This window comes from Micromonospora sp. NPDC048898, assembly GCF_043198035.1.
In the GTDB taxonomy this organism is placed as follows: Bacteria; Actinomycetota; Actinomycetes; order Mycobacteriales; family Micromonosporaceae; genus Micromonospora.
Genome location: NZ_JBICUF010000002.1, coordinates 279,503 through 302,399 on the forward strand (window position 1 = coordinate 279,503; position 22,897 = coordinate 302,399).

18 protein-coding genes are annotated in these 22,897 nt (G+C 71.3%); 10 read left to right on the plus strand and 8 right to left on the minus strand.

The genetic code is table 11. The features are described from left to right. Nucleotides 1–22 precede the first annotated feature (22 nt). Nucleotides 23–3,373: a S8 family peptidase gene (locus tag ACGFIQ_RS08125; RefSeq protein ID WP_393241058.1), complete on the minus strand. Its 3,351-nt coding sequence runs from the start codon at nucleotides 3,371–3,373 to the stop codon at nucleotides 23–25. A 330-nt stretch (nucleotides 3,374–3,703) separates the two neighbouring features. On the opposite strand from ACGFIQ_RS08125, the gene ACGFIQ_RS08130 reads away from it, so the two are divergent. The 4 genes from ACGFIQ_RS08130 (at nucleotide 3,704) to ACGFIQ_RS08145 (ending at nucleotide 8,717) form a co-directional block, all read left to right on the plus strand. Beyond that, nucleotides 3,704–5,587 carry a Xaa-Pro dipeptidyl-peptidase gene (locus ACGFIQ_RS08130; RefSeq protein ID WP_393241061.1) on the plus strand — a complete coding sequence of 628 codons (1,884 nt, stop codon included), beginning with the start codon at nucleotides 3,704–3,706 and terminating at the stop codon, nucleotides 5,585–5,587. 663 nt (nucleotides 5,588–6,250) lie between these two features. Next, entirely contained in the window at nucleotides 6,251–6,910 is a 660-nt protein-coding gene (locus tag ACGFIQ_RS08135) for a C39 family peptidase (protein WP_393241064.1), read from the plus strand. A 242-nt stretch (nucleotides 6,911–7,152) separates the two neighbouring features. Next, the gene (locus tag ACGFIQ_RS08140) at nucleotides 7,153–8,046 is read left to right on the plus strand and encodes a DUF1996 domain-containing protein (protein ID WP_393241066.1); all 894 of its coding nucleotides are present in this window, start codon (nucleotides 7,153–7,155) and stop codon (nucleotides 8,044–8,046) included. A 62-nt stretch (nucleotides 8,047–8,108) separates the two neighbouring features. Next, the gene (locus tag ACGFIQ_RS08145) at nucleotides 8,109–8,717 is read left to right on the plus strand and encodes a DUF305 domain-containing protein (RefSeq protein WP_393241069.1); all 609 of its coding nucleotides are present in this window, start codon (nucleotides 8,109–8,111) and stop codon (nucleotides 8,715–8,717) included. Nucleotides 8,718–8,798: 81 nt separating this feature from the next. Here ACGFIQ_RS08145 and ACGFIQ_RS08150 read toward each other — a convergent pair whose 3' ends face one another. Beyond that, entirely contained in the window at nucleotides 8,799–9,539 is a 741-nt protein-coding gene (locus ACGFIQ_RS08150) for an alpha/beta fold hydrolase (protein ID WP_393241072.1), read from the minus strand. Next, on the minus strand, nucleotides 9,532–10,152 hold the full coding sequence (locus tag ACGFIQ_RS08155) for a TetR/AcrR family transcriptional regulator (RefSeq protein ID WP_393241075.1): 621 nt from the start codon (nucleotides 10,150–10,152) through the stop codon (nucleotides 9,532–9,534). Before ACGFIQ_RS08155 ends, ACGFIQ_RS08150 begins: the two co-directional genes overlap by 8 nt. Before the next feature lie 142 nt (nucleotides 10,153–10,294). Between ACGFIQ_RS08155 and ACGFIQ_RS08160 the strand changes: the two genes are divergently transcribed. Further along, a complete protein-coding gene (locus ACGFIQ_RS08160) occupies nucleotides 10,295–11,401 on the plus strand; it encodes an aldo/keto reductase (RefSeq protein WP_393241078.1) in 1,107 nt (368 codons plus the stop codon). An 81-nt stretch (nucleotides 11,402–11,482) separates the two neighbouring features. Here ACGFIQ_RS08160 and araD read toward each other — a convergent pair whose 3' ends face one another. Next, on the minus strand, nucleotides 11,483–12,184 hold the full coding sequence (gene araD / locus ACGFIQ_RS08165; RefSeq protein ID WP_393241082.1) for an L-ribulose-5-phosphate 4-epimerase AraD: 702 nt from the start codon (nucleotides 12,182–12,184) through the stop codon (nucleotides 11,483–11,485). 299 nt (nucleotides 12,185–12,483) lie between these two features. Further along, nucleotides 12,484–13,371: an acetyltransferase gene (locus ACGFIQ_RS08170; RefSeq protein WP_393241085.1), complete on the minus strand. Its 888-nt coding sequence runs from the start codon at nucleotides 13,369–13,371 to the stop codon at nucleotides 12,484–12,486. 460 nt (nucleotides 13,372–13,831) lie between these two features. On the opposite strand from ACGFIQ_RS08170, the gene ACGFIQ_RS08175 reads away from it, so the two are divergent. Further along, nucleotides 13,832–14,197, plus strand: coding sequence for a helix-turn-helix transcriptional regulator (locus tag ACGFIQ_RS08175; RefSeq protein WP_393241088.1), 366 nt, complete (start codon nucleotides 13,832–13,834; stop codon nucleotides 14,195–14,197). A 313-nt stretch (nucleotides 14,198–14,510) separates the two neighbouring features. Then, nucleotides 14,511–15,494 (plus strand): glycoside hydrolase family protein, encoded by a 984-nt coding sequence (locus tag ACGFIQ_RS08180; protein WP_393241091.1) that lies wholly within the window; start codon nucleotides 14,511–14,513, stop codon nucleotides 15,492–15,494. Here the strand turns inward: ACGFIQ_RS08180 and ACGFIQ_RS08185 are convergent. Next, nucleotides 15,476–16,384 (minus strand): NAD-dependent epimerase/dehydratase family protein, encoded by a 909-nt coding sequence (locus ACGFIQ_RS08185; protein ID WP_393241093.1) that lies wholly within the window; start codon nucleotides 16,382–16,384, stop codon nucleotides 15,476–15,478. The two genes, ACGFIQ_RS08180 and ACGFIQ_RS08185, sit on opposite strands and share 19 nt — an antisense overlap. A gap of 261 nt (nucleotides 16,385–16,645) precedes the next feature. On the opposite strand from ACGFIQ_RS08185, the gene ACGFIQ_RS08190 reads away from it, so the two are divergent. Further along, a complete protein-coding gene (locus ACGFIQ_RS08190; protein ID WP_393241096.1) occupies nucleotides 16,646–17,065 on the plus strand; it encodes a PPOX class F420-dependent oxidoreductase in 420 nt (139 codons plus the stop codon). Between the two features lie 9 nt (nucleotides 17,066–17,074). Here ACGFIQ_RS08190 and ACGFIQ_RS08195 read toward each other — a convergent pair whose 3' ends face one another. Further along, the gene (locus tag ACGFIQ_RS08195; RefSeq protein WP_393241099.1) at nucleotides 17,075–17,959 is read right to left on the minus strand and encodes a bile acid:sodium symporter family protein; all 885 of its coding nucleotides are present in this window, start codon (nucleotides 17,957–17,959) and stop codon (nucleotides 17,075–17,077) included. Between the two features lie 146 nt (nucleotides 17,960–18,105). On the opposite strand from ACGFIQ_RS08195, the gene ACGFIQ_RS08200 reads away from it, so the two are divergent. Further along, entirely contained in the window at nucleotides 18,106–19,431 is a 1,326-nt protein-coding gene (locus ACGFIQ_RS08200; RefSeq protein WP_393241102.1) for a glycoside hydrolase family 18 protein, read from the plus strand. A gap of 76 nt (nucleotides 19,432–19,507) precedes the next feature. On the opposite strand, the gene ACGFIQ_RS08205 is transcribed toward ACGFIQ_RS08200, so the two are convergent. Further along, on the minus strand, nucleotides 19,508–19,873 hold the full coding sequence (locus tag ACGFIQ_RS08205; protein WP_393242150.1) for a hypothetical protein: 366 nt from the start codon (nucleotides 19,871–19,873) through the stop codon (nucleotides 19,508–19,510). Nucleotides 19,874–20,046: 173 nt separating this feature from the next. Between ACGFIQ_RS08205 and ACGFIQ_RS08210 the strand changes: the two genes are divergently transcribed. Further along, nucleotides 20,047–22,848, plus strand: a complete 2,802-nt coding sequence (locus ACGFIQ_RS08210) for a M14 family zinc carboxypeptidase (protein WP_393241105.1) — start codon at nucleotides 20,047–20,049, stop codon at nucleotides 22,846–22,848. Nucleotides 22,849–22,897 lie beyond the last annotated feature (49 nt).

Consider the following 22,897-nt stretch of genomic DNA (forward strand, 5'->3'; position numbering starts at 1 on the left):
GGCCGCACCACCGCGTCGACCGTCAGCCGGCGTGGTACGCCCGGATGATGGTCTGGTCGATGCCGCTACCGCCGTTCGCGGCGGCCTTCACCCGCAGTGAGACAGCCTGCCCGGCGGTGGTCTTCGGCAGGGCGACCCGGTAGCCGTCGCCGCTGGCGGTGACCCGGGCCGACGCCCAGGTGGCACCGTCGTTCGTCGAGGTCCAGACCTGGAACGACGTCACCCTCTGCGGCTTGACACCGTGCGCCTGCCGAACGGTCAACTCGGCAGTTGCGTCGACCGGGTGGTTGTTGTGGTCCATCGGCAGGGCGTAGTCGACCGCGAGCAGCGGCAACGCCACGCTCCCGGTCCCGTCCGGTCCGGCGGACCGGAACGTCCACGAGGTGTTGACCCTGGTCGAGATCGGCAGGATCAGGCTCGTGTCGATGTCGAGGGTCACCCGGTAGTCGGCCATCGACTGCGGGACGCTGAAGTCGCCGAACGGGCCGGACCGCTCGTCGGCGAGCTTGCCGTCGCGGTACAGCGACAGCCTGCGCTTCACGCCGATCGCCTCGCCGTACAGGCAGTCGGCCCGCTGGTGCTTGTCGGTCAGCGACACCAGGTCGATGTGCAGGTTGCCCCGGGTCCGCGACGGCGGGGTGGCGCAGCTCCAGCCGGCGCCGGCCGGGTCGTCGTACCACCCGGAGTGCAGGGGCTGGCGGGCCCAGATCTTGGTCTGTTGACTGCCTGGCTGGTAGCTGCGGGGTGCCTCGTCCGCCACCAGCCCGCCGTAGGCGCCCTGGTCGGCCCAGAGGATGTCGGGCGAGAGGTAGTCGGTCCGGTACGGGGGCAGGTCTCCCTCGTGGGTCTGGGTCACCGCCACCCCGTCGCGGGTCATGCCGGTACGGACCAGTTGGGTGAACATCTCCGGCGAGTCCGTCTGGTGGAACCGTTCGTCGATCCGCGCCAGCTTGGCCTGCTCGGCCCTGGTCACCCGGTACGCCGGGTCGGCCGGCACGCCGCCCGGGTACTCGTGCACCAGGTTGTAGCGGTACGGCTTGGCGGTGCCGGCCGGCGAGTTCAGGTTGACGGCCGCCCAGGTGCGCCGGGATCCGACGGTGGGCTTCGGCAGCGCGGTGGTGCGGACGGCGGTCGCGGTCCCGTACCCGCTGATCTGGTGCCACCAGGACAGGCCGTTCGCCGCGGTCTGCACGTTGGTGAGGTCGGTCCGGGTGGGCGTGGTGGCGACTCCGTCCACGGTGGCCGTGACCGGCTTGGCGCGCGCCGGGTCGAGCGTCACGCTCCGGGTGCCGGTGACGTTCAGGTCGGCCTCGCCGTTGAGCGTCGTCTCCAGCACGTCGCTGTCGACGTAGTAGGCGACCGAGGCGCCGAGCACCGAGTACCGGCCAGCCGGTACCCGCAGCGTGAAGTCCTCTCCGGGCGTACCGCCCGCCCCGCCGGAGTAGATCAGCGGGTCGGCGAGGTTGGTGACCGCGAGGTTGATCCAGCTCTCCGCGCCGTCCTTCAGACCGGGCAGCGGCTTCGTGTGGATCGTCAGGTCGTAGCTGGGCTGTTCCACGTAGAAGCTCACCGGCGTGGTCGCGACCACCGCGCGGCCGGCGGTGCGGGCGGTGACGGTGGCCAGGTAGAAGCCCGGTCGGGCGGCCAGCGCCGCGCGGTTGATCCGCAGGGTCGTCGCGGCGGTGCTGCCGCGCCTGACCGTCACCCGGTTCGTGGACAACGACGCCGCGCCGCGCGGCACCCGCTGACCGTCGTGGTTGACGATCGCCACGTCGAGGTCGAGGACCGTCGTCGCCGGGGTGGCCGCGCCGGTCCAGCTCAGCTTCGCCTCGCTGGTCCCGGACTGCGGGTACGCGAACGTGCCGAGGTTGACCACCGGCTGGTTGCTGGTCGGGCCGCCCAGGGCCCGGGCCGCGTTGAGCCGGCCGGCTCCGACGGCGTACGCGTCGACGTCGGTCAGCGGGTCGGCGGCACCGACGAGTGCGGCCTTGAGCTGCGTACCGGTCCAGTCCGGGTGCCGCTGGGCGAGCAGCGCGGCGGCGCCCGCCACGTGCGGGGTGGCCATCGAGGTGCCGGAGAGGCCCTCGTAGTACCTGTCGATCGGATCCTGCAGGTTGGTGCCGGCGGCCCGCGCGGCGACGATGTCGACACCGGGCGCGACAAGCTCGGGCTTGGCCACGTGGCTGGTGACGAGCGGCCCGCGGCTGGAGAAGTCGGCGAGCTTGTCGTCGCGGTCCACGGCGCCGACGGTCAGGGCGCTGGCGGCGGAGCCGGGCGAGGAGATGGCCCCGCCGCTGTTGCCGGCGGCGATGACGAACAGCGCACCGGTCTGCTTGCTCAGAGCGTCGACGGCGAGCGACAGCGGGTCGTTGCCGTCGTCCGGGTCGCTGCCACCGAGGCTCATGTTGATGACGTCGGCTCGGGCGGCGGCCCACTCCATGCCGGCGATGATCCCGGAGTCCGCGCCGGAGCCGTGGTCGTCGAGGACCTTGCCGATCACCAGCTTGGCGTCGGGTGCGACACCGCGACGCTGGCCCTGTGCGGCCGCGCCGGTGCCGGCGATGGTCGAGGCGACGTGCGTACCGTGGCCGTTGTGGTCGACGGCGTCACCGCCCTCGGCGGTGAAGTCGGACCGGTCGGCGACCCGGCCGACCAGGTCCGGGTGGGTGAAGTCGGCACCGGTGTCGAGCACCGCGACCCGGACGCCGGCGCCGGTGTAGCCGGACTTCCAGGCCTGCGGTGCGGCGATCTGGCTGAGGTTGCGGTCGAGGTCACCGCGTGGTCCGCCGCCGGTCAGCGCGGTGGCGCGGACCTTGCGGTCGAGCCAGACCTTCTTCGCGCCGGCGGTCAGCGAGTTGGTCGCCAGCTTCGCGGTGGCCGGGCTCTTCTTGGGTACGCGGCCGGCCACCGCGCCGATGCTGGGCAACGGCAGGACGGCACCGAGCGCGGCGACCCGGGCGGAGGCGGTGGCGGGTTGCACGATGAGCGGCAGCTCGGCGGAGTTGTCGTCGTCGTACCCGTCGGCGATCAGCGTGGTGACGTCGAAGAGGTCGGGATCGAGGACCGGGCCGATCTGGGACGCGACGCGGGCGGGGATGATGTGCAGGTGGCCGTCGGGACCACAGGTCTGGCGGATCACCGCGTTCTCGTCGGCCGGCCGGACCGTGGCCTGCGGGCATCCCGAGCCGGTGCTGCGGACGGTCACCACGTCGCCGGTCAGCAGGGTGACGGTGTGGGTCTTGCCGTCGGCCGAGGTGGCGGGTGCGCCGGTCCGGCCGATGCCGCCGGGTCCAGCGGTGGCGGTGCCCGGTAGGGCGGTCAGTGTCGTGGCCGTGACGGCGACGGCCAACAGCCACCGTGTTTTCCTGAGCATGCTGCTCCTCGTCTAATGTGGACGAAAGCGCCTCTTCGGGCGACTTCCCGCAAGATCATATGCATGAGTACGTGATCTTCCGAGGTCTTCGACGACAGGTTTTTCCGCTGGTGTGGCCCGGGTTTCCGCAGCGTGTCACCGCCCGACCCGATTCGATGACGTTTCGATTGCCGCTCGCCTCGTCCGGAACGGCACCTGGCGAATAGAGGGCACATCCCTGCCCGAAGGCATCGACGGGACCCGGGCCCCGCCCTAGCATGGCGACGAATGGATCTTCGAGATAGGCCCCTGCCGAGACCCGGCGACCAGCCCAACCGAAGGGAGACGCGCGTGCGTCGACCCCGCCATCTGGCACTCCTGAGCGTCGGTGTTTCCGGCGCCCTGGTCCTGACCGCCGCCCCGGCCGCGACCGCGGCCCCGCCCACGACCGCGACGCCCACCGGCATCGTGGTCAGTGACGGCACGACCCAACCGGTGTTCTCGCTCGCCGACGCGATCGAGGAGCGGGTGTTCGTGCAGACCCCGGTCGACACCGACCACGACGGTCGACCCGACCGGGTGGCGATCGACATCTCCCGCCCCCGGGAGACCGCCACGCAGGGTTTCAAGGTGCCTGTCATCTTCGAGCACAGCCCGTACCGCAAGGGCACCTGGGGTGACGTGCCGTACCCGAGCGTGCTGGTCGACGACCTGCCGCAGAACGGGCGGACCGACCGGGCCGGGCGCCTGGGGCTCGACGCCGGCGCCCAGCGGGCCCAGGCGAAGGCCAACCTGCCCGGCTCACTTGACGACTACTACGTGCCCCGCGGGTACGCGGTGGTGCTCGGCCAGAGCGTCGGCACCGGCGACTCCGACGGCTGCCCGACCAGCGGCGACCAGGCCGAGACGCTCGGCACCAAGGCGGTCATCGACTGGCTCAACGGCCGGGCCAAGGGGTACGACGCGAACGGCGCCCCGATCACCGCCGGCTGGACCACCGGTGCGGTCGGCATGACAGGTGTCTCCTACAACGGAACGCTGCCCAACCAGGTGGCCACCACCGGGGTCAAGGGACTCCGGACCATCGTGCCGGTCTCCGCGATCAGCAGCTGGTACGACTACTACCGGGCCAACGGTCTGGTCGTCGCCCCCGGCACGTTCCAGGGCGAGGACCTCGACATCCTCGCCCAGTACACCGCCGGGCAGGCACGGGCCGAGGGGCCGTGCGCCGACGAACTCGCCACCATCACCGCCGAGCAGGACCGGGTCACCGGCGACTACTCGGACTTCTGGCGCGACCGCGACTACCTCGACGCCCGAAACGTCAGGGCGAGCGTCTTCGTCGTGCACGGCCTCAACGACTGGAACGTGAAGACCGAGCACTTCGCCGGCTGGTGGGACCAGCTCGCCAAGCGCGACGTCCCCCGCAAGATCTGGCTGCACCAGGGCGGCCACGGCGGCCCGGGCAGCAGCGCGTCGGTGACCCTGCCGGGCGGTCAGACGTGGACCTACAAGCAGACCGAGAACCGCTGGTTCGACTTCTGGCTGTGGAACGTGCGCAACGGCATCATGGACGAGCCGACCGCGGTGCTCCAGCGTGAGGACCGGGCCTACACCACGTACGCCAACTGGCCCGACCCGGCCGCTCGGGAGGTCGGCCTGCGCCTCGCGGCCACCGATGCCACCGCGCCGGGCGCGCTCACCACGGGCAAGCCACCGAAGGCAAAGGTCGAGCAGAGCTTCGTCGACGAGGGCCGGACGATCCACCCGGACACCCTGGTCGCCAACCCGGACGCGGCGAGCGCCAACCGACTCGCCTACCGCTCGCCCGAGCTGACGCAGAACGTGCGCATCTCTGGACGTCCGGAGATGCGGTTGCGAATGGCGATCGACAACAAGCCGGACGCGAACCTCACCGCGTACCTGGTCGACTACGGCCCCGCCGGATCGACCGCCGCGCCGACCGTGGTGACCCGGGGCTGGATGGACCCCCAGAACCGCAGGAGCGCCGCACGCTCCGAGCCGGTCAAGCAGGGCAAGCTGTACGACTACCGGTGGACCATGGAGCCGAAGGACTACGTCTTCCCCGCCGGGCACCGGATCGGCGTGGTCGTCTTCTCCAGCGACCAGGAGTACACCCTGCTGCCGTTGGGTGGCACCGAACTGCGGGTCGCACCGAACGACAGTGAGCTGCGGCTTCCGGTGGTCGGCGGGCGGGGCGTCCTCGGCTTCTGAGCATCTGGTGGGGCAGTCCGGGCGGGGCAGCCCGCCGAGTTCGGGCTGTCCCACCGGCACATTCCTGATCCACTCGGCTTTCATGAATCTGGGGTATCCCCGGCACCCGGACACCGCGGCTTTCAGGAACCCGAGTCGATCAGCGCGGTTCGGCCGCCGTGTCCGGATCACTGGACCCAGCCGGGTGGATGTTTTGTCAGGTTTCGTGGCGACTGTCGGGTGGTCGGAGCCACCCCGGCGGCGGAATCGTGGGCCGGGCCGGGTCGTTATACCTGGCAGACCACCGCAACAGTCCGGGTCGTGGTGTGCGGGCCCCACCGGGAACGCCGCCCAGATCCTCCGGCCGGAGGCAGCCGCCCGGAACACCCGCCAGGCCGCCCCGGTTGCACACCCCCGAGCGACCGAGCAGCACAATGGCCGGGCACGGCAGTCGCCGGGAACACCTGGCAGGCCGCCCCGGTTACATCCCCCGCACGGTCGAGCAGCACCACCGGCCGACCCCGGGAAGGTGGAATGACCCGCCACCGCGAACCGTTACACCCTGTCCCGACGCCGACCCCCTCGGGCGGGTCACCGGGCAGGAACCCCTCGAACTTCCCCCGCACGACCACGCGCCCCCCGGTGCGTTGTGCGGGCACCCCCGATGCAGAGGAGCACGCCATCATGCGTACCGATCTGATCCGCAAGACCGCTCTGACCGCCGCCGGCCTCGCCTTCACCGGAGGCGCCATCGCCGGACCCGTCACCACCGCCTACGCCGCGTCCGACGCCAAGCCCGCCACGCAGACCCAGACCGACCGCAAGCCCAACGGCGAGCGGGAACTGGGCGTGCGCTACGAGGCACAGCCGAACTTCTACTACTGCGGCCCCGCCGCCACCCGCAACGCCCTGAGCGTGCAGGGCAAGAACATCAACGTCGACGACATGGCCAAGGAGATGGGCACCACCGAAGCCGGCACCAACAGCATCAACGACATCACCCCGGTCCTGAACAAGGAAACCGGCAAGACCGACGCCTACCACAGCGTGGAGATCAGCAGCCCGGATGCCGACGCCAAGCAGACCGACACGCTGCGCGCCGACATCGTCAAGACGATCGACAACGGTCGGGCCGTGGTCGCCAACATCGCCGGCACCAGCACCGACACCACCGGAACGACGCACTCCTACGAGGGCGGGCACTACATCAGCGTCGTCGGCTACCGCGACAACGGCACCACCGTCACCATCGCCGACTCCGCCGACCCGAACACCGCCTCCTACCAGATCAGCGTCGAGCACCTCGCCGACTGGATCGCCACCCGCGGCTACGCCACCAGCTGACACCCACACACACCGAAGGGCCGGACCCCACCACGGGGCCCGGCCCTTCGGCGTCGTCATTTCCACCAACTGCGGCACGTATTGACAAGTTTCGACACACGGGTGAGGCTTGGACAACCGGTGAGAGCGCTCTCTCAATCACGGCTCCGCCGGTCACCACCAGTCTGGTCAGGGCAATCTCCGCTGTCTTCGGCGGGGGCACCGGAGCTACCCCTGACCCGTCCCCCGACAGGAGTCACGAGATGGACAGGGCCGCACCCCTCTCCGGCACCCACCGCCGACTGCGCCTCGCCACGGCGATCGGCGCCCTGCTGGTGCTACTCGGCACGTACGTCGTCGCCACCACCGCACGGGCCGACGCCGCCCCGGTCGCCAACGCCATCCGGGTGTCCGAGTTCCCCGCCGACTGCACCTACAGCCACCGACTGCCGGACGACCCGATCATCTTCCCCGGGCTGCCCGGGGCCTCGCACATGCACAGCTTCTTCGGCAGCACGGTGACGAACGCCCACACCACACTGCCCGACCTGGTCAACTCCCAGAGCACCTGCAATCCGCGGGTGGACGTCTCGTCCTACTGGGTGCCGACCCTCTACCGCGACAACGTCCCGGTGGAGCCGGCGATCGCCACGTTCTACTACCTGGGTGAGGGCGTACGCGCCGACGTGGTCGCCAACACCCAGCCGTTCCCGCTCGGGCTGCGACTCGTCGCCGGCAACGCGAAGGCCGCCGGGCCGAACGACAGCATCGCGCGCTGGTCGTGCCTGCACGCGGGACAGGTGCCGCCGTCGAAGGACTTCGTCACCTGCCCGGCGGGCACGATGCTCGAGTCGTACCTGGACTTCCCCCAGTGCTGGAACGGCCGGGACCTGGACTCGCCGGACCACAAGAGCCACCTGGCGTACCCGGTGAACCAGGCATGCCCGAGCACCCACCCGGTGCACGTGCCGAAGTTGCGGCAGGTGCTGCGGTACCCCGTCAACGGCGACCCGTCGCGGTTCCGGCTGGCCTCCGGGCCGGGCTACACCATGCACGGCGACTTCTTCAACGCCTGGCCGGTGGCGGAGATGGCCCGGCGGGTCCAGGACTGCATCCGGCCGGTCATCAAGTGCGGTCACGACGGCCGACCGATCTGATTCGTACCCGAGGGCGGGCCCGGTCACGCCGGGCCCGCCACCCCAGGCGCAAAGGGGCCCGGATGCGGATCGCCAGACCGACCGCGCTGCTCGCCGCGATGCTGCTCGCCGCCGGTTGCACCACCGGGCCACGGGATGCCGCCGGCACCACCGGGCCCCCGACGACCGCGCCGGCCGCGACCGCGGTGCCAACACCCAGGGGTACGACGGACACGTTCAGCCCCACCGACATCGCCTGGCTCCAACTGACGGTGGCGATGAACGAACGCGTACTGCCGGTGCTGGACACGGTGTCGAGCCGGGCCACCGACCCGGCGTGGCGAACGTTCGCCGCTCGGCTCGGCCGGGCGCACCTGGCCGACCTGAGCACGGCGCGACGGCTGCTCGCCGACTCCGGCGCACCGGCGACCAACCCGCACGAGGGCCACGACATGCCGGGCATGGTCACCGACGAGGAGTTGGCCGCGTTACGGTCGGCCACCGGTGTCGCCCTGCAGCGGTTGGCCGGCCAGCACGTCCGGGCGCACCTGGAGCAGGCGGTCCGGGTCGCCACCGCCGAGCAACGCGGAGGGGCCAATCCCGCGACCACCGCGTTGGCCACGGAGGTGATCCGGACTGGCAGCACCGGGCTCACCCGACTGGATCGGTGGGACCGGCCGCCGGCGGCGTGACCACCGTCCGTGCGCGGACCACGGCAGTCAACCGCTTCAACCGGTCGCCGTCGTTCCCGCCGACCTGCCCGACCGCCCCGCTCAGCCCTCCGCCAGCAGCCGGGCGATGGTCGCCGGCTCCGCCAGGTGCGGGAAGTGACTGCCGGGCAACACGGTCACCATGATCCCCGGCAGGACACCGGTCAACCAGGTCAGATACCGCGGCGGTGGCTCGGACGAGGTCACCCAGCGGTAGGGGACCCTCCGTTCGCCGATGGACCGCAGGTCGCGCTGCCGTTCCGCGGCGATCCCCTCGTCGGACCCGCGCAGGATCTCACCCCAGTAGCCCAGCAGCAGGTCCGGCCGGGGATCGGTCGCGGTTTGCACGATCTCGCGCGCCTCGGCCGGCAACCCCTCGATGCCCATTCCGGCCAGCATGGCGTCCCACACCCGCCGCCAGTCCGGGCCGCGCAGGGTGGGCTCGGCCTGGCGTACGGCCACACCGAACGGACCGGGCAGCAGGATCTGGTCCAGATTCACCACGCCGCGCACCGGGTGGCGGGCCGCGTACGCCGTGGCGACCACCGCGCCGACCGAGTGTCCCACCACGATCGGCTGGTCGATGCCCGCCTCGGTGACCTGCTCGTGCACGACGTCGGCCACCTCGGCCATCCCGTAGGACGCCCGCCGGGGTGCGTCGCCGTGCCCGGGCAGGTCGAGGGTGAGCACCTGCCGGGCGGGATCGATCACCGCGAGCTCGCGCCGAACCGGGTCCCACTGTCGCCGGTCGAACGTGAGGCCGTGCAGCAGCACCAACGGTGGGCGCTTTTCGTCGTCACTCATTGCCGTGCCCCTCCTGAGCCTCGGTCACCCGCAGCGAGTCGATGGTGAGGTCGAGGACCGCCTCCAGGTGGTCGATCTTGCCGGTGGAGAGCAGCAGCAGGACACCGCCCTGGATGCCGGCCAGCAGTGCCGCGGCGGCGCGGTCGGCGTCCACCCGCGCGGCCATGTCCCCGGTCGACTGCATGTGTCGGATGCCCTCGGTGATCGCCGCCTGCCAGCGCCACATGAGCCCGGTGACGATCGCCTGGGCGGCCGGTGCGCGTCGGCCGGTCTGACCGAGCAGACCGTTGAGCGGGCACTTCACGCCCTGTGCGAGGTAGCGCTCGATGAGCCGGTCGCGCCACGCCGACCAGGCCGGCCAGGACGTGAGGTTGCTCAGCATCGGCTCCTGGTCGAGGAGCACCTGGTCGGCTTCGTGCTGGGCCACCGCGAGCAGCAGCTCCTCCTTGCCGTCGGGGAAGTAGTGGAAGAGCTGACCCTTGCTGGTGCCGGTGTGGGCCATCACGTCCTCGAGGCGTACCTCGTCGACCCCGCGTTCGCGGATCTCGGCGGCGGCGCCGGCGACGATCCGCGCCCGGGTGGCCTCGCCCTTGCGGGTCAACGCCCGTGTCATGCGACCTCCGTCACCGCTTCCTGGCCCGTACCTGCTGGTCCGACCCTAGCCCGAACTCTGGACTTGCAGGTCCATTTTTGGCGAGCAAAGGTCGGCAACGCGGTCCGCTCCGGGCCGACACCACGATCGGGAGGGCACCACCATGAACCACTACTACCTGCTCGGGCGGTCCGGTCTGCGGGTGAGCCGACTGGCGCTGGGCACCATGAACTTCGGCGTCGACGGGTTCCACGCCGCGTACGGCAAGACCGAGGAGGAGGCGGAGCCGATCTTCCGCCAGTACCTGGAGGCGGGCGGGAACTTCATCGACACGGCGGACTTCTACACCGCCGGGGAGAGCGAGAGGATGCTCGGCCGCCTGATCGACAGTGCCGGTGTCCGTGAACGGCTCGTGCTCACCAGCAAGTTCACCAACACCGTCGACCCAAGCGACCCGAACGCCAGCGGCAACGGCCGCAAGCACATCGTGCGGGCGGTGGAGGCGTCGCTGAGCCGGCTCGGCACCGACTACATCGACCTGTACCTGCTGCACACCTGGGACCGGATCACCCCGGTCGAGGAGGTCGTGCACACCCTCGACGACCTGGTACGCGCCGGCAAGATCCGGTACGCCGGGCTGTCCGACGTGCCGGCCTGGTACGCGGCCCGCGCCCAGAGCTACGCCGAGGCGCACGGCCTGGCCCCGATGATCAATCTGCAGCTCCCGTACTCCCTGGTCAGTCGGGGCATCGAGGCGGAGTACGTGTCGATGGCCCAGACCGTGGGCATGGGGCTCACCGCGTGGAGCCCGATCGCCGGAGGCCTGCTCAGCGGAAAGTACCGGCGTACCGGCGACGGCCTGAGCGGGACCGGTCGGTTGACCAACCCCGACGCCGCGGGCCGGGAGATCAGCCCCGGCGACTGGCAGGTCATCGAGGCTCTGGAGGACGTGGCGGCCGACCTGGGCCGCACCATGGCCCAGGTCGCGATCAACTGGGTGGCCACCCAGCCCGCCGTCGCCTCGGTCATCATCGGGGCGAGCAGCGCCGAGCAGGTTCGCAGCAACTTCGAGGCGCTCCGGTTCGAGATCCCGGCCGACGCGCGTCGCCGGATCGAGGAGGCCAGCGCACCGAAGCTCGATGCGCCCTACGTGATGTTCACCCCGCAGTACCAGTCCTGGGTGGTCAGCCCCGGGCTCGGCATCGGCGACAAGCCGGCCGGCTACGCGCCTCCGGTGTTCAACGGCGCCGCCGCCCAGCCCTCGACGTGAGGCGATCCGGGACCGCCGCCCGCCGACCAGCGAGGACGGCGACGCCGGCACGGGCTCCGATCGCGGAGCCCGTGCCGGCGGTCACGGCCGGCTCTGTTCGGGCAGTTGGTTGCCGTAGTAGGCACCCGCGCCGTGCTTGCGGGTGAAGTGGCGGTCCAACAACCACTGTGGCGCGGCCGCCGCCGGGTTCAGCGAGAGCGTCTTCATGGCCATCTCCGCGACCGCCTCGCAGACGATCGCGTTCTCCACCGACTTGAGCGGGTTCGCCGCCCAGGTGAAGGGGCCGTGGTTGGCGGCGAGCGCGACGGGGTTGGCCAGCGCCTCGGCCTCTCCCCCGATCAGCTCGATGATCGCCAGGGCGGTGTTGAACTCGTAGTCCTGGGCGCACTCGTCGGCCGTCAGGTCCCGGGTGACCCGGATCGGGCCGGCGAAGGTGTCGGCGTGCGTGGTGCCGAGCACCGGCACGTCCCGCCCGGCTTGGGCGAAGGCGACGGCGTTCGTCGAGTGGGTGTGGGTCACCCCGCCGATGGACGGCCAGCGCAGGTAGAACGCACGGTGGGTCTCGCTGTCGACGGAGGGCCTCAGCTCACCGGCGACGACCTGCCCGGTCTCCAGATCCACCGGGACGAGGAGGTCGGCCGTGAGGTCCTGGTATGCCACGCCGGAGGGCTTGATCACGTAGATGCCGGCCTCTCGGTCGACCCCGCTCACGTTGCCCCACGTCAGCGCGGCCAGACCGGCCTCGGAGATGAGACGGTTCGCGGCGAGGACTGCGGCACGCAAGTCGGTTGATCCGGCCGTACTCATTGCTGGTGTCGCCTTTCGGGGTGGGGATGGGATCCGTCGCAGCGCGACCCTTCGATGCGGTAGCGCGGCAGGTTAGCGCTAACATCTCGTGCGGTCAATAGCGGGTACGCCTGGCCGGATGAAGATGACGCGCCCACACGAGGCACGACACGGGCGCAGTTTAGACGCCGGCGCGGCAGCGCGCGGCCCACGTCCCGCATGGTCGTCGGCGGCGCGGGGCGGGGTCCGGTGCCGGCCGAGGGGGTGCGCCCGGGTGACCGGGCGCACCCGATCGGCTATTGCGGCGGCGCGAAGACGACCCGGGAGCGCAGTTGCCGGAAGCCGGTCCGTTCCAGTTCCGCGAGCACCGCCACCCGGTGGGCGTCCACGTCGGCGATGACCTCGCGGGCACCGCCGGCGGCCAGCACCCGGACCGCCTCGGCCAGCAGCTCGGGCCGGGCCGCCTCGTCGAGGAGGCCGAGATAGGCGAGCAGCGGGTAGCAGGCGTCCCCGAACGTTCCGGCCAGCCCGACCGGCTGCCCGGCCTCCAGCGCGACGCGCCATTTCTCGGCGGCGTCTCCCAGCCAGGCCAGCGGGTCGGTGGCCAGGTCCACTCCGCCGACCGCCCGGGCGATCTCGGCACCGGTCAGCACGTCCGGCTCGGCGATCCTGGCGACCAGGACGTTGATCTCCGCCAGGTCGGTGGGGGCCCGGAAGTCGTAGCGGCCGGAGGACGCCGGCAGCGGTGTGCCCGTCCAGGAGCACCGGAGCCGCTCCCCCCGCTCGACCAGCCCGGCGAGCCGGGCGGCCTCCATCGGCGCCCGCACCACGGCCAGCACCTCCGGTCGACGCCGCCAGTGCGCCGGCAGTGCGGCGTAGTAGCGGCCGGGGCCGCCCAGCGCCTCGTGGGCGGCGTGCAACAACTCGGCGCCCACCTCCGGCTCGGCGTCCAGATCGAACCGGTCCAGCCAGGGGGCGCCGACCGCGCCCGGTGGGCGGAGCCAGGCGGCCCGGCCCACCACCCGGCCGGCGCGCAGGGCTACCCAGGTGGTCTCGGGCCGGTAGCCGCCGCCGGCGACCCCGTCGGCGTACGCGACCTGGCGCAGTTGGGGCAGCGGATCGGGCATGGAGTCGAACAGGTCTTCCTCGCCCGCGACGAGCGGACGAATGAGCAGGTCAGTCATGGATCGTGGTCCTCCGGGTGGCGAGCGCCCCGGGTCAGGCCCGCGCGGACGCCGGAGCGCGGAGGGGGCGCAGAACATCGGACATTGTTCTGACCTCCTTCCAGCTCGACGGCGTGCCACGAAACCATACGCGCGGCGGTCGACGGCGGGCAACAGGTGTCCGCCGTCGGGTTGGTCTCGGACGGCGGCGGGTGCCGGACCACGGTCAGGTCGTCACCCGCCCGCCCTCATCCGGCGACCGGAGAGTCGTCGCGGTCGTGGCGGACACCGCCGCGCCCGGGGCGGACCGCCGCCACCTCGTCCGTTCCGCCCGCCTCGGCGGTACGCCGGATCATGCGTGCCGTCACCGCCCGTTAGGAGCGTGGGTAGACGGGGAGCAGCCACTGCCGAGCCCGGGTCAGTGGGCCGAGGTTGAGCCCCAGTTCGTCAAGCACCTCGAGGTGCCCTTGTTGTTCTGGGTGTGCAGGCCGGGATACCTGTTCGCCGAGCCGGACCACCACCCAACCCCGGGCGACTCGTCCGCCGGGCCTGCGCCCTGATCGCCGACCACCACGCCGAGGCGCTGACCGTCGGTGATGTCGCCGAGGCGCTGCGGGTGAGCGTACGAACGCTGCAGGACTGCTTCCGCCGGGAGTTGCGGACCACCCCGACGGCGTACCTGCGTTCCTGTCGCCTCGACGCGGCGCAGCGATCGCTGCGGGCGGCCGAGCCGGGGGTCTCGGTGACGACAGTCGCGCTGCGGCACGGGTTCGTGCACCTCGGCCGGTTCGCGACCGAGCATCGGAGCCGGTTCGGTGAGTCGCCGGCGGAGACCCTCCGTCGCTGACCGGGATGCCGGACATTCAGCCCGCCAGCCCGACACTTCGCTGACGCGGGCGGCCCGGTTCGGGCCGTGTGGGACAGCATTGCCGCCGAAACTGTCATCCGGGCGCGTCTGGCGAGTCTCCTGAGGTGAGGCGTTGGCGGGATTCCCGCCAACGGAGCGTCGAGCAGCGATGTGACCACACGGAGGAGTCGAGACGATGCGCGCAACCGGCCCGGGTGAAGCGGATACCCCGAAGGGCCCCCGGGGTGTCCACGCGGAGCCCCGACGCCTAAGCCTCCCGATCGGCGTGTGGCGTCTGCGGTGGCCCCTCGCCGTGGCCGTCGTGGTCGCCGTACTGGTGACCGGGGTGATCGTCGTGGTGCAACCGACCGGGCCGGTGCCCGTCCCCGCCGCGACGCGGGCGGTCGACGCGTCGCCGTCGACGAGCCCGGAGGCCAGCCCACCCACCGCGACCACGCCTGCCCCCACGACGAGCCCGACGGCGACGACCCCGACCCCGCGGAGCACGCCGACGGCGACGCCCACGGCCCGGCGTCCGGTCGCCCCGGCGGCGGCCGCCGTGACCTCGACGCGCAAGGGCGTCGGGGTGTGGACCTTCGACGGGGTCGGCCCGGCGCTGGCCAACTCCGGGGCGAGTTGGTTCTACACCTGGGACGTCGCACACCCGGGCGTCACCAGCCCGAGGAACGCCGAGTTCGTCCCGATGATCTGGGGGGCGAGGAGCGTCACCGCCGGCAACCTGCAGAAGGCCCGGCAGAACGGCCGCCACCTGCTCGGGTTCAACGAACCGGACCTGAAGGGTCAGGCCGAGATGACCGTGGAGCAGGCGTTGGAGCTGTGGCCGCAGCTGGAGGCGACCGGCCTGCCGCTGGGCAGCCCTGCGGTGGCCTGGGGCGGTGACCGGCCGGGCGAGTGGCTCGACCGCTTCATGGCCGGGGCGAAGCAGCGCGGTCACCGGGTCGACTTCATCGCCCTGCACTGGTACGGCGGCGACTTCACCACCGCCAACGCGGTCAACCAACTCCGGTCGTACCTCCAGGCGGTGCACGACCGCTACGGGCTGCCGATCTGGCTCACCGAGTTCGCCCTGATCGACTTCTCCAACGGCGTGCGCTTTCCGACCCAGGCACAGCAGGCCGATTTCCTCACCGCGGCGACCCGGATGCTGGGCGGCCTGTCCTGGCTGCACCGGTACGCGTGGTTCGGTCTGCCCGCCACCGACAAGGACCAGTCCGGGCTCTTCCGTGCCGGCGGCGAGGCGACCGCTGTGGGCCGCGCCTACCAGGCCGCGCGCTGAACCGGATCCACGTGGTCTCGCCAGGAGTGCCGCGGCTCGTACCCCAGCACCCGGCGTGCCTTGTCGATGCTGAGCAGGGTCTCGTGCTCGCCCAACTCCTTACGGACCTCGACGCCCGGGTGGACCTCGGCCAGCAGGCTGGCGCTGGACCTGCTCATGACGGTGTCGGCGTTGGCGATGATGAACACGTCGGCGCCGGGCCGGTCGTGGGCGAGCGCACGCTCGACCGCCTGCGCCCCGTCGCGGGCGTCGAGGTAGCCCCACAGGTTCCACCGCCGCGCCTGAGGGTCGGCGTCGAACGACGGGAACGGCGCGTAGTCCTCGACGTCCATCACGTTGGAGAAGCGCAGACCCACCATGACCAGCTCCGGGTCCCACCGGCAGAAGTGCCGGGCCATCTCCTCCTCGAGGACCTTGTTCAACGAGTACGTCGACTCGGGCCGCGGCGCGTACTCCTCGTCCACTGGCGCGTACGGCGGCGGGGTGTCGAACGGCAGCCCGAGCACCGTCTCGCTCGACGCCCACACCACCCGTTTGATCCCGGCCGCCCGTGCCGCGGCGAAGACGTTGTACGTGGCGGCGGAGTTGTTCGCGAACGTCGTCGCGTTCGACCTCAGCCCCGGAGCCGGGACCGCCGCCAGGTGCACGATCGCGTCGACCCCGCCGGCGTGCTCGTCGGCGCCCCCGGTGAACGCCTCCACCACCTGGCCGTAGTCGGTCAGGTCGACCAGGAGGAACTCGCCGTCCACGTCGCGCGGATCACGGCCACCGGCGCGGTCCAGCGCCAGCACGTCGACGCCCACGGCGCGCAGGTGGGCGACCACGGCCCGCCCGAGCTTGCCGGTGGCACCGGTGACGACGACACGCCTGGGCGGTGCGGAGTTGCTCATCACCACATCCTCGCCCAAAGCGACCGCAGGCCCGCGCGCGGCCCTAACCGCCGGGGGTGACGAGCCCGCTCTCGTACGCCAGGACCACCAACTGCGTACGGTCTCGGACGCCGAGTTTGGTGATGATGCGTACGAGCCACCGGGTGGGCGCACATCCGCTGCACGAGGTACTCCCTGCGGTGTACCTGCCGGTCCGCGCGTGCTCGGGCCCCGCGGGTGCGTAACGTGCAGGGGTAAACGCTGACGCGACGAGGAGACTGCATGTCCAAGCCACCGCTTCCCGAGGCCGCGATCGCCATGCTCCGCAAGCCGAACCCGGCCGTCATGACCACGCTTCGCAACGGTGGTCAGCCGGTGTCCGCCGCGACCTGGTACCTGTGGGAGGACGGCCGGATCCTGGTGAACCTGGACGAGAGCCGCCGCCGGTTGGACCACATCCGCAACGACCCGCGGGTGTCCCTGACCGTGCTCGACGAGGCCGGCTGGTACACCCACGTCAGCGTCGTCGGGCACGTCGCCGAGCTGCGTGCCGACGAGGGCCTGGCGGACATCGACCGGTTGTCCCAGCACTACACGGGCAACGCGTACCCGCGGCGGGAGCGCGCCCGGGTCAGTGCCCTGATCGAGATCGACAGGTGGCACGGTTGGGGCGCACAGAAGGACAACGACCAGGTCGGCTGACGCCGCCGGTCAGGGGGTCAGGCTGGCGGCGGGCCGGGTGCCGGCGCGGGTCACCAGGTAGCCGAAGGCCGCCGCGGTGAAGAACATGACGATGCCGTAGACGGCGCCCGGGATCGCCATCTGGGTGCTGTCGAGCAGCGCCGGGCTGAGCGCGATCGTGATGGCCAGGGTGCTGTTGTGGATGCCGATCTCGAACCCGGCGGCGGTCGCGGCACTCCGGTCCACCCCGGAGAGCCGCGGCACGCCGTACCCGATGGCGAGGCTCAGCAGGTTGAACGCGAGCACGGCCAGGCCGACGGAGACGAAGTAGTCGGCGATGTTGTCCCGCTCACCGAGGACGGCTCCGGCGATGACGGCGACGAGCACGACGACGGAGAGGATCCGGATCGGCCGGTTCAGCCGCTCGGCGGCGTGCGGCACCCGGGCGCGGATCAGCATGCCGATCGCGACCGGGACGAGCACGATGGCGAAGACCTGCGCCACCTTGTCGAACTGCAGTCCGATGCTCCTGCCGCCGGGCAGGAAGTACGCCGCCGACAGGTTGACCAGGATCGGCAGGGTGACCACGGCGAGCACCGAGTTGATGGCGGTCAGGGTGATGTTCAGGGCGACGTGTCCGCCGAACAGGTGGCTGTAGAGGTTGGCGGTCGTGCCGCCCGGTGAGGCGGCCAGCAGCATCATGCCGACGGCCAACTCCGGTGCCAGGTCGAACGCGAGGACCAGGCCGAAGCAGAGCACCGGCAGCACCAGCACCTGGCACACCAGCGCGATGACGGCGGCTCGTGGGTGCTGGGCCACCCGGCGGAAGTCCGCGACGGTCAGGCCGAGACCCAGACCGAGCATGATGATGCCGAGGGCGACGGGCAGGCCGATCAGGGTCAGGGCGGAGTCCATGGCACAACATCGTTACCAGTCGGTAACGCGTTAACAATCCCCCGTGTGGCCGGTCGACTCTTGACCGTGGAGTGTGGTCGGCTTAACTTCATCAATCAGATAAGTGTCTTTACTAATTGTGCGCCAACCGTCGTGGGAGTGTGCCGATGCGACAATTCCGCCACCGCCGTCTCACCGCCGTCGTCGCCCTGGCGACCCTGCTGGTCACGGCCACCCCGCCCACCGCCGCCAGCGCCGGCGACCACCAGCAGCGCCGCTCCGGCTACCACCGGGTCGGCTACTTCACCCAGTGGGGCATCTACGGCCGCGCCTTCCCGGTCAAGAAGCTCGACACCTCCGGGGCGGCGAGCCGCCTCACCCACGTCAACTACGCCTTCGGCAACGTCAGCGAGGACGGCCGCTGCTACCTCGACGGTGGGCCGGGCGAGGGCGACGCCTGGGCCGACTACCAGCGGCCCGTTCCGGCGGAGGAGAGCGTCGACGGTGTCGCGGACGCCCCGGGCCAGGCCCTCAACGGCAACTTCGGCCAACTCGCCAAGCTGAAGGCCAAGCACCCCAAGCTCAAGGTGCTGATCTCGCTGGGCGGCTGGAGCTGGTCGACGTACTTCTCCAACGCCGCCCGCACCGACGCCTCCCGCAGGGCGTTCGTCGCGTCCTGCGTCGACCTCTACCTCAGGGGCAACCTGCCGGGTGCCCCGGGCGCCGCCGCCGGTGTCTTCGACGGTGTCGACCTCGACTGGGAGTGGCCCAACTGGGAGGGTGAGCCCGGCAACGTCATCCGCCCGGAGGACCGGGAGAACTTCACCAAGCTGCTCGCCGAGTTCCGCCGGCAGCTCGACGCGTACGGGCGCACGACCCGGGCACACCACCCGCTGACCGCCTTCCTACCGGCCAACCCGGCCACCATGGACGCCGGCTACGAGGGCCGCAAGATCTTCAAGTACCTGGACTTCGCCACCGTGCAGGGGTACGACTTCCACGGCGGCTGGGACGCGGTGACCAACCAGCAGTCGGCGCTGCGCGTACCGGCGGGCTCGCCGGACAACCCGGACTTCTCCGCCGAGGTGGCCATCGACGGCTGGATCGCCCGTGGCGCGCCACGCGACAAGCTCGTCCTCGGCATCCCCTACTACGGTCGCGGCTGGACCGGCGTCACCGGCGGCGGCAACGGCCTCTTCCAGCCGGCCGCCGGGCCCGCGCCGGCGACCTTCGAGGCCGGGTACGAGGACTACAAGAAGCTCAGGACCCTGGCCGGCAACGGCTACGCCGTGCACCGCGACCTGCGCACCGGGCACGCCTGGTTGTTCGACGGTACGACGTTCTGGACGTACGACGATCCGGCGGTCGTGTTGCAGAAGACGCTCTACATCCGCCGCGCCGGCCTGGCCGGCGCGATGATCTGGTCACTCGACGGCGACGACGACAACGCCACGCTGACCAAGACGATCGGTCTGGGCCTGACCACCCGGTAGCCGTGCGCACTCGCCTTGATCAGGTGATGAGACACAGGTGTCAGGAGCGTTCCCGACCTCCTTTTTCATCACCTGATCAAGGCAGCCGCTCCTGCACGGGGGTGACCGCGCGCACCGCCGCCTCGATGAGGGCGGTCACCTGGTCCATGTCCCGCGCCTGGCGGACGTCCACATCGGCCGTCCAGCCGTCGGGCCGGGCAAGCCGCACCGTCACGTCCTCACGGCGGTGGATGAGCCAGCTGGCGATCGTCTGCACCAGCACCATCGCGGCCCCCGCGTCGTCGACCGCCACCGTCAGCGAGTCCGTGCCGCCGGCCGGCGTCGCACCGGCCGGTGTCGAGGTCACCCCGTCGCGCAGCCGGTCCTCGGCGCGCAGCCAGGACGCCAGAGAGCGCCGAGCATCGGCGGACGGCAGATCCGAATGAACCGAAAGCGTGATCATCTCTGGCACGGGCTGCTCCTCCCAGACGACGAGCCCACTCCGTCATCCTGCCACTCCGCGTCGGAACCGGCACGCGGTGTAGTGAGCAATGTCGATCACCCTTGACCGTCGTGTCGGCCGGTTCATAGGCTCCGGCCACTGCGAGGCTGTTCCCGAGAAGGGAAACACGACACATGCCCCCATCGATGCGCCAGTTCTGGACGGTTCCCCCGAAGCGGCTGGCGAGTGCCGCCACGATCGCGCTCCTGCTCGGCCTGACTCCCCTGCTCGGCGGCACGCCGGCCGCGAGCGCCGCGCGACCCGCACCGTGCGTCGACGACCCGACCGCACGCCTGAGCACGGTGCCCGCCCCGGAGTCCGCGTTCGGCTTCCCGCTCGGCGTGGGTCAGGAGCGGGTCGTCACCAACGAGGAGGTCCGGACCTATCTCGGGGCGGTGGACAGCGCCTCGGACCGGGTCGTCACCGGAGTGCTGGCCACCAGCGTGGCCGGGCAACCCCTGCCGTACGCGGTGGTGTCCAACGAGCGCCACGTGCGACCCGCCGCGCTGCGCCGGATCGCCGACGACGTACGGGACCTGCGTGATCCCCGTCGGACCAGCGCGCGGACGGCCGCCCGGACGGCGAAGGACAGCCCGGCCATCGTCTGGGTCACCGCGAACGTGCACGGCGGCGAGAAGAGCGGCACCGACGCGGCCCTCAAGACGCTGTACGAGTTGGCGGCGGGCCTGTCCTGCGAGGTCGCCCGGCGCAACGACAACCTGGTCACCGTCATCGTTCCCACCCAGAACCCGGACGGCCGCGACGCGAACCGGCGGCAGAACGAGTTCGGCTTCGACCTGAACCGGGACTGGTTCGCCCGCACCCAGCAGGAGACCGACGGCAAACTCGAACTGCTGCGCCGCTATCCGCCGCAGGTCTTCGTCGACGCCCACGAGATGGGTGGCCGACAGTATTTCTTCCCGCCCAACGCCGACCCGATCCACCACGAGATCGCCGGCGAGGCGGTGGACTGGATCAACCGGATCGGCGAGGCCAACAAGGCCGGCTTCGGCTACAACGGCGCCTGCGACGAGACGGTCACCACCGAGTGCTACTTCAACTTCGACACGTACGACATGTTCTTCATGGGTTACGGCGACACCGTGCCGACCACCGGCTTCGGCGCGGCCGGAATGACGTACGAGAAGGGCAGTGCGTCGGCGGTCGCCGACCGGGTCCAGCAACAGTTCCACACCCAGTGGTCGACGTTGGGTTGGGCCGCCGCGAACAAGCGCGAGGTGCTCGACGGCTACTTCGACATCTGGACCGACGCGCTCGCCCAGGGCCGGGCGGGCACCCTCGAACCGAACGAGGTCGTGCAGCCCACCAACGAGGTCCAGTTCCCGGTGCCCGACCTCACGATCCGCTCGTACTTCCTCCTGCCGGACCGGCAGCTCGCCGACGTCCGCCAGCTCGTCGAGCGGCTGCGCCGGATGGACGTCGAGGTGTACGAGGTGCAGCAACCGACCCGGGTGCCGACCGCGCGGGTCTTCGGCGGCCGGAGCGCCACAAACGTGACAGTGCCCAGGGGCGCGTACTGGATTCCGATGGACCAGCCGCAGAAGCACTGGATCCAGGCCGTCATGGGCGAGGATCCGTACACGCCGTTCCCCTACTTCTACGACGTGTCGTCCTGGAGCAACCCGCTGCTGATGGGTGTCTCCACCATCTACACCGGCGACGACGTCCGGCCGAAGGCCCAGCTCGTCCGTGCGATCTCCGGCGGCCGGACCGCCCCGGCCTGGCCGTGGGGCTCCTACACGTACCCACTCGACTCGGCCGCCGCCGCGGAGCTGACGTTCGGCCTGCTCGGTCGCGGCGTCCCGCTCGTGCGGGACCTGACGACGGGCCGGGTCGCGCTCCCGGCGGCCACGCTGAGCCGTACGGTCGACGAGCTGGCCGAATCCTTCGGGGTGACCCTCACTCCGGGCGGACGCCCCACCGGCACCCCGCTCACCCGGCCCGACGTGGGGCTGTTCCAGGGCACCGGCATCTCCACCACGTCCGGCTCACACGGCGAGGCCCGCTACGTGCTCGGCAAGCGGTGGGGGCTCGGCCTCACCCCGGTCACCACTGCCGACATCAACGACAACACCGAGGCGTTCACCGGTCGTACCGTGCTGCTGGTGCCGGACGGCAGCAGCGCGACCGGCGGTCTGACCGCCGCCGGCCAGGCCAACCTGCGTGCCTGGATCGCCCAGGGCCACACCTACGTCGGGCTGCGCAACGAGGGCACCCGGCTGGCCCGCGCCGCCGGCCTCACCTCCACCACCGAGAAGACCAAACCGGCCGACTACCTGGTGATCGGCTCGCACCTGCGGGTCGACGTGGACACCGCCAGCCCGGTCGCCCTGGGTCGCCCGGCGGAGGACTTCGAGTTCAACAACAGCGACCCGATCCTCAACCCGAGCACCACCGGCACGAACGTGCTCAGCTACCCGACGGGCGACACGTTCTGGGCCAACGGCTACACCGTCGGCGCGGACACCCTGAGCGGGACGGCGGCCGTCGTCGACGAGCCGACCGGTGCCGGTCGGGCGGTGCTGTTCGCGTTCAACCCGCTCTTCCGGGCGTACAACGAGAACGGCCTGCACCTGGTGGCCAACGCGCTGCTCTACCCGTCGGGCGCCCCGGCCGCCCGACGCACGGCGGGCATCGACCCGGCGCGCGCCGACGCCGCCGCCACACCGGCGGCGGCGGACCTGGGCGGCGGCTGGCGACCGATCACCATCGAGGTGGCGGCGACCGACCTGCCGCGCGCCCGGGCCCTCGTCGAACGCTTCACCACCGACGCGCGGACGTCCGCGAAGGGCGACTCGGCGTACGTCGTGATCCCGAACCCGCAGGGACTCCAGGTCGACGAACACCCGTTCACGGCCGATCTGGTACGCGCGCTACGCGACGCGCGAGTGCCGCTGCGGTCGGTGGTCGGCTGACGAACCGGGCATCATCCACTCGGCTTTCTGGAAGTCGGGGTGTCGGCGG

Excerpts from the sequence above, each read along its gene's own strand:
- ACGFIQ_RS08185 (WP_393241093.1), bottom strand. The coding sequence starts at position 16,384 with ATGAGCAACTCCGCACCGCCCAGGCGTGTCGTCGTCACCGGTGCCACC.
- ACGFIQ_RS08205 (WP_393242150.1), bottom strand. The coding sequence starts at position 19,873 with ATGATCACGCTTTCGGTTCATTCGGATCTGCCGTCCGCCGATGCTCGG.
- ACGFIQ_RS08150 (WP_393241072.1), bottom strand. The coding sequence starts at position 9,539 with ATGAGTGACGACGAAAAGCGCCCACCGTTGGTGCTGCTGCACGGCCTC.
- ACGFIQ_RS08140 (WP_393241066.1), top strand. The coding sequence starts at position 7,153 with ATGGACAGGGCCGCACCCCTCTCCGGCACCCACCGCCGACTGCGCCTC.
- ACGFIQ_RS08200 (WP_393241102.1), top strand. The coding sequence starts at position 18,106 with ATGCGACAATTCCGCCACCGCCGTCTCACCGCCGTCGTCGCCCTGGCG.
- ACGFIQ_RS08135 (WP_393241064.1), top strand. The coding sequence starts at position 6,251 with ATGCGTACCGATCTGATCCGCAAGACCGCTCTGACCGCCGCCGGCCTC.
- ACGFIQ_RS08155 (WP_393241075.1), bottom strand. The coding sequence starts at position 10,152 with ATGACACGGGCGTTGACCCGCAAGGGCGAGGCCACCCGGGCGCGGATC.
- ACGFIQ_RS08145 (WP_393241069.1), top strand. The coding sequence starts at position 8,109 with ATGCGGATCGCCAGACCGACCGCGCTGCTCGCCGCGATGCTGCTCGCC.
- ACGFIQ_RS08170 (WP_393241085.1), bottom strand. The coding sequence starts at position 13,371 with ATGACTGACCTGCTCATTCGTCCGCTCGTCGCGGGCGAGGAAGACCTG.
- ACGFIQ_RS08210 (WP_393241105.1), top strand. The coding sequence starts at position 20,047 with ATGCCCCCATCGATGCGCCAGTTCTGGACGGTTCCCCCGAAGCGGCTG.
- ACGFIQ_RS08160 (WP_393241078.1), top strand. The coding sequence starts at position 10,295 with ATGAACCACTACTACCTGCTCGGGCGGTCCGGTCTGCGGGTGAGCCGA.
- ACGFIQ_RS08195 (WP_393241099.1), bottom strand. The coding sequence starts at position 17,959 with ATGGACTCCGCCCTGACCCTGATCGGCCTGCCCGTCGCCCTCGGCATC.
- ACGFIQ_RS08125 (WP_393241058.1), bottom strand. The coding sequence starts at position 3,373 with ATGCTCAGGAAAACACGGTGGCTGTTGGCCGTCGCCGTCACGGCCACG.
- ACGFIQ_RS08190 (WP_393241096.1), top strand. The coding sequence starts at position 16,646 with ATGTCCAAGCCACCGCTTCCCGAGGCCGCGATCGCCATGCTCCGCAAG.